This window comes from Micromonospora sp. S4605, from assembly GCF_003176715.1.
In the GTDB taxonomy this organism is placed as follows: domain Bacteria; phylum Actinomycetota; class Actinomycetes; order Mycobacteriales; family Micromonosporaceae; genus Micromonospora; species Micromonospora echinaurantiaca.
The window spans coordinates 1-5,548 of record NZ_QGSW01000158.1; the positions used below are offsets into that span (position 1 = coordinate 1).

Annotated in this window: 5 protein-coding genes; 3 read left to right on the top strand and 2 right to left on the bottom strand. The window is 74.3% G+C overall.

Going from position 1 to position 5,548, the window contains the following annotated elements; translation table 11 throughout:
* Positions 1-263: 263 nt before the first annotated feature.
* The gene (locus DLJ47_RS11415) at positions 264-1,220 is read left to right on the top strand and encodes a GNAT family N-acetyltransferase (RefSeq protein WP_109900015.1); all 957 of its coding nucleotides are present in this window, start codon (positions 264-266) and stop codon (positions 1,218-1,220) included.
* Between the two features lie 122 nt (positions 1,221-1,342).
* Here DLJ47_RS11415 and DLJ47_RS11420 read toward each other — a convergent pair whose 3' ends face one another.
* Together DLJ47_RS11420 and DLJ47_RS11425 are read right to left on the bottom strand one after the other, a co-directional pair.
* On the bottom strand, positions 1,343-2,500 hold the full coding sequence (locus DLJ47_RS11420) for a hypothetical protein (protein WP_146228074.1): 1,158 nt from the start codon (positions 2,498-2,500) through the stop codon (positions 1,343-1,345).
* Positions 2,501-2,677: 177 nt separating this feature from the next.
* Complete coding sequence (locus tag DLJ47_RS11425) at positions 2,678-3,874, bottom strand: hypothetical protein (protein WP_109900019.1); 1,197 nt, start codon at positions 3,872-3,874, stop codon at positions 2,678-2,680.
* Between the two features lie 159 nt (positions 3,875-4,033).
* Here DLJ47_RS11425 and DLJ47_RS11430 point away from each other — a divergent pair, with 159 nt between their 5' ends.
* Complete coding sequence (locus tag DLJ47_RS11430; protein ID WP_109900017.1) at positions 4,034-4,552, top strand: SigE family RNA polymerase sigma factor; 519 nt, start codon at positions 4,034-4,036, stop codon at positions 4,550-4,552.
* 6 nt (positions 4,553-4,558) lie between these two features.
* Positions 4,559-5,449: a hypothetical protein gene (locus tag DLJ47_RS11435; protein WP_109900018.1), complete on the top strand. Its 891-nt coding sequence runs from the start codon at positions 4,559-4,561 to the stop codon at positions 5,447-5,449.
* Positions 5,450-5,548 lie beyond the last annotated feature (99 nt).

Genomic DNA, 5,548 nt, shown 5'->3' on the forward strand with positions numbered 1-5,548 from the left:
GCCCCCTCCCCTCCCGCTGCTGTCCGTACCTGGCGCGATCTTGGACAGTTTCCGTTAGCACGGAACGGAAACTGTCCAAGATCTGCGCTGGTGCGGCGCTGCACGCTGGTGCGGCGATGCACGTTGGCGGGGCGCTGCATGTCCGCGGTGCTCGGGGTCGTGGTCGGGTGAATCCGGTTGACGGGGTTGGCGGTCGCGGTGCCTACTGACCCGCCGGGCGCGTGGCCGGAGGCGGCCGTGGGCAGGGACGAGGAAGAACGACGGTGGATCGGATCGAGACGCTCAGCTGGCGCGAGTTCGGCGCGGACGACCTTCCGGCCCTGACCGGGCTGGCCGAGGCGTGTCTCGCCGCCGACGGAGGACTGCCGTTGTTCGCCCGGCCGCCGCTGCTGCGGGCCCGCCTGCTGCAGACCCGCACCCTCGCTGCCTGGCACGAGGACGGCCTGGTCGCCGCCGTCGGCGTCGGCGTCCCCGAGCGGCCGGACGCCACCACGGACGCCACCGCGCGGGCGGGCGCCCCCACGGACGCCACCGCGCGGGCGGGCGCCCCCACGGACGCCACCGCGCGGCCAGCCACCGCCACCGGGATCGTGCACCCGGACTGGCGGGGCAAGGGCCTCGGCGCCCGGCTGCTGAGCTGGGCGAACGACCAGGCCGGCGACGCCGACCTGGTGGTCACCACCGAGTCGTGGAGCCCGGGCGCGGACCGGCTCTTCACCGCCCACGGGCTGCGCGAGACCTTCGCCGAGTCGGTGCTGCGGCACGACCTGACGGCGATCCCGGCCGTCGCCCTGCCCGACGGGCTGCGCACCGAGCCGGTCACCCCGCAGGTCGGGCCGGACCTGTTCGCGATCTACCACGCGTCGTTCGCGGACCGCCCCGGCTTCGCCGCGCCGACCGCCGAGGAGTGGCTCGGTGACCTGGCCGACGACGACGAGTACCGGCCGGACCTGTCGCTGCTGGCCCGCGACCCGGACGGGCAGCCGGTCGGCTTTGTCAACGTCATCGGCGTGTGGATCGACCAGGTCGGCGTGGTGCCGGCCTGGCGGAAGCGGCGGGTCGGGGCGTACCTGGTGGCCGCCGCGCTGCGGTCGCTCGCCGCCGACGGCGCCCGGGACGCCTGGCTCTGCGTCAACGACGACAACCCGGCCGGCGCGCTCTACCGCCGGCTGGGCTTCGCCGACGCCGGCCGCCGCGCCCGCTACCTGCTCCGTCGCTGACCGCTGCCACCGCTCAACCGCGCCCCGCCGGCCGGCGCGCGCTACCGCCGCTGCTGACCGGGGTCACCGCCCGCTACCGTCGCCGCTGACCGGGTCGCCGCCCGGCCGTGGCGGCGGCGCGCTCAGGCGAACGGCCAGGTGGTGTACGAGATCCGCGCGTTCAGGTTCGCCGGCACGCCGAGCCAGGCGTAGCAGTTGACCAGGACGACCGTGTCCGCGCCGGAGCGGAACCAGCTCGCCAGCACGCAGTGGCCACGGATCGGCTGGCTGTCGAAGTGCGGCGCGTGCGCGTTGACGAAGGCGGTGCCGTACGCCGTCCCGGTGCCCTGGAAGGTCATCTGGTAGCGCCCGGTGCCCAGCAGGGTGCCCCGGGCGCCGCCGTAGTCGGCCAGCACCGAGTTGTACGAGTCGCCGCTGATCACCCCGTCGCTGGCGTTCTCGCCGTAGAGCGTGCCGCTGGCGAAGCGCGGACCGGCCGAGTGGCCCAGCAGGTCGATGCGGACCCCGTAGGTGACCGTGAAGCGGGCGTCGACCGGGATGCCCGCCGCGTTGGCGCACCGGACCTGCAGGTGGTCCGGCCAGGCGATCTGGCAGTTGACCGCGCTGGTGCCGAGCGCCGTGACGTGGGTCAGCGGGAAGTACGGGTGCCCGTACTCGCTGGGCGGGTGGGGGTTCAGGTGGAGCTGGTAGCGGCCGGTCGCCAGCCGCTCGTACCGGATCTCCCCACCGGTGGAGTCGTACCGGTAGGTGGCGGGCAGCGTGCGTACCCCGGTGGGCGCCGCCTGGTCGGTGACGAACCAGGCCAGCCGGCCCTGGTGGATCTGCTTGCGGTTGGTGAAGGTGGCCACGAAGCGGCTGTCCACCGGCGCGCCGGTCGCCGCGAAGCAGCGCACCTGGATCAGCAGGTCGGGCGCGACCAGGCTGCGGTACCAGCCGGCGATCGTGCAGTGCACCGGCCCGCCGCCGTACGCCACCGCGTGTGCCACCCCGCCGGTGGTCGCCCCACCCTCCAGGGTCACCGTGTACGCCCCGGTGCCGGTCCGCCGCACGATCACGTCGCCCTCGGCGGAGTTGGCGCTGTAGCCGCCGGTGATCCGGTACTCGGCGGTGGTCGGCGAGTGCGCCCAGACGGTGGCGGTGACCGTCGGGTTGATCGGCAGCGGGTCCGCGGCGGCCGGCGCCACCCGGGCAGCCGAGCCGAGCAGCACCGCCGCCAGCACCACCGCCGCGCCGGTACGCAACCGCCGACGCGCCCCGCCTCGTTCCCGTGACCCCAGCATCCCGGACCTCCCACCAGAACCCGCCGGCGGGCCGGCCCGCCGGGTGCTGCCCGATTCTGGCAACCCTCGTCAATGGACGCTTCGCCCAGCACGGAGTCGATTCGTCGGCCAGCTACCGGCGGCGCCAGCCGACCTGTCGTCCGCTCCGCTCGCGACGGAGGCTGGTAGGCGGGAGCATCAGCCGGCGGGTGGAAGATCGGCGGAGGTGGGCCGGCGCAGCCGCCACCAGGCGCCGCTGACCACGGTGAGCGTGACGACGCTGATCGCGACGTCGCCGACCAGGGCCGCCGTCGGCGTCGCCGGGGCGTAGGTCGGCACGGCGTACGCGAACCCGGCGGCGACGACCAGGCTGGCCGAGGCGGCGGCCAGCACGTGCCGCTGCCCCCAGCCGGCCCGGCCGGACCAGCGGGCGACCAGCCCACCGGCGACGGCGGCGACCGCGACCGCGACGGCGATCCCGGGCCAACCGGGCAAAAGGGCGAGGCCGAAATAGCCGATCATCCCCAGCAGGCCGACCAGCACCGGCCGCGGCGCCCACCCGCCGGCCGGCGCCACCGTGACCATCGGTCGGCCGGCTCGCTCCGCCGTGGTCGCGGGTGGGCCGGCTCGCTCCAGCGTGGCCGACGGAGCGTCGGTCGGCCCCGGCGGAGTGCCGGCCGGTTGCGGCGCGTGGACGGGCGTGAACGCCGGCGCGTCCTGGCCGGGCGGCTCGCTGGGGCGCGGGCGGTGGCGCCAGCGGGGCAGCAGGGCCGTGCCGATCAGCGCGAGGGCCAGCGCGGCGGCGAAGGCCAGCTGGACCGGGCTGGCCAGGAAGCCCTCGCTGCCGCGCACGTCGGAGAAGATCAGCGCGCTGCCGGCCAGGTAGAGCAGCGCGACCACGGCGAGGCCGGGTCGGCCCAGCCAGGGCCGCAGCCGCCGGCCCGCCCCGAGGTACGACTCGACCAGTGCGATCGGCGCGCAGATGCTCAACAGCACGTGGTTGCCCACGTAGTCGACCGCCTGCCGGGCACTGAAGCCGAGCCCCGGCACCCGGGTTGCCTCGGCGGCGGCCTGCGTGTCGGCGAACCCGGTGTCGTCCAGGAAATCGGGGTTGAACAGCGACTGGTCGACCAGGCCGGCCTGGACCACCCCGAACGCGGCGGCGAGCAGCACGATCGCCGGCCAGCCCGCGCCCAGGTGCCGGGCGGTCTCCCGGATCAGCAGCGCCGCCCCGCCGTACATCGGGGCGAGCACGAGCACCACCAGCAGGAACTCGTCGGCGGTGAAGCCGCCCCAGGAGCATTCGGCGGCCCAGGGCGCGAGCAGCAGCAGCGCGACGGCCGGCGGGAGCCGGCGGCGCAGGGGAAGGCGGTCGGGGCGGCGCTCGGCCGGCATCGGCACTCCTCGGCGGCGTTCCGGTGGGGTCATCCGCACCCTGCCCTGGCCAGCCGGACCACCGGTACGGCCACCGGGCCGTCCGGGTGGTAACCAAAGTCGACGTACCGCGACGAGGAGCGGTGACAACCTTCCGTGGCACCGTCACGTGTTAGGGGCGTGACCGACCAAACAGAACCGCACTCCAGCGCGGACCGGTCGTACGTGGCGTTCGTCGAGGTGGCCTGGCAGCGACACATCCGGCTGGCCATGCTGCTGACCGGCGACCGGTGGCGGGCCGAGGAGTTGCTCCAGGACAGCCTGGTCAAGGTGTACGAGCGGTGGCGGCGGCTGTCCCGGCTCGACGACCCGCACGCCTACCTGCGCCGCGCCCTGGTCAACAACCACACGTCCGCCTGGCGGCGACGTCGCCGGGAGCGCCTCGTCGGGGAGGTACCCGACCGGGTCGCCCCGTCCGGCGACATCGGCCCGGACGCCGTCGTCCTGCGCGGGGCGCTGATGTCACTACCGCCGAAGCAGCGCGCGGTGGTGGTGCTCCGCCACTACGAGGACCTGACCGAGCGCGAGGTCGCCCGGGTGCTCGGCTGCTCGCAGGGCACGGTCAAGAGCCAGAACGCGCGGGCCCTGGACAAGCTTCGCCACCTTCTCGATGAACCCACCTATCAGGTAAGCAGGTGATCAGCCATGAACGCGATCGATGAGCGACTCGCCCACCAGCTGCACGACATGGTCGACGGCGAGCCGGACTCCGCACCCCCGGTGGGGGCGCTGCTCGACCGGGGCCGGCGGGCCCGGCGGCGTCGGACCACGACGATGGTCAGCGCGACGTGCGCGCTGTTGGCGCTGGGCATCGGCACGGCGGCGACCGTGGCGACGATGCCGGGGACGGACCGCCCGGCCGGCACCGCCGCCCAGGAGGCGCCGCGGCCGGCTCCGGTCTCGCCGGAGATGAAGCTGGTGGCGGCGGTCAGCGCCAGCGAGAACATCAGCTACCGCATGCGACTGACCTATACCGACGGCGGCCTGACGTACGAGGGCGCGTTCGACCCGAAGACCACCACCGGGTACGTCCGGGCGCCGCAGGACGACTCGGTGATGACCGAGTTGCTGATCAACGGCACCCGGTACGAGGGCGGGGAACGACCGCAGGGCAAGCTGCCGGCCGACAAGAGCGGCCCGGGTGAGACGTACGGCCGGTACGGCCAGTACCCCGGCACGTACGACCGGCTGTCGCTGTACGACGACGGCAGCGGCGTGCTGGGTGCCGCGGCGCCCGACCCGGCGGGCCTGTTCACGGCGCTGAAGGGTGCGAACGCGACGATCAGCGAAAACCCGGACGGCACGCTGCATTTCGAGTACGGCACGCAGTCGAAGGACGGGTCGACCAGCACGGCCGGCGACGTCACCATCGACGCGGACGGCCGGATCGCCAAGGTGGTGCTCAACAGCACGTGGCAGTCCACTCTGAAGGGCCGGCTGGACACCGGCACGTCCGCCGCGACGCTCGAACTCTTCGACTACGGCGTCGAGGTGACGGTGAAGCGCCCGGCCGACGTGGTCATGGTCAAGGAGTAGCCCTGATCTGTGCGACGAGGTGCCCGCGGCCGGCGGTCGCGGGCACCTCGTCTCGGCGGTCCGGGGGCTGTCTCTTATACACTTCTCCGCGCCCACGAG

What these genes read in the sequence shown, in the direction of transcription:
- DLJ47_RS11420 (WP_146228074.1), bottom strand. Translation starts at nt 2,500, where the DNA reads ATGCTGGGGTCACGGGAACGAGGCGGGGCGCGTCGGCGGTTGCGTACC.
- DLJ47_RS11425 (WP_109900019.1), bottom strand. Translation starts at nt 3,874, where the DNA reads ATGCCGGCCGAGCGCCGCCCCGACCGCCTTCCCCTGCGCCGCCGGCTC.
- DLJ47_RS11435 (WP_109900018.1), top strand. Translation starts at nt 4,559, where the DNA reads ATGAACGCGATCGATGAGCGACTCGCCCACCAGCTGCACGACATGGTC.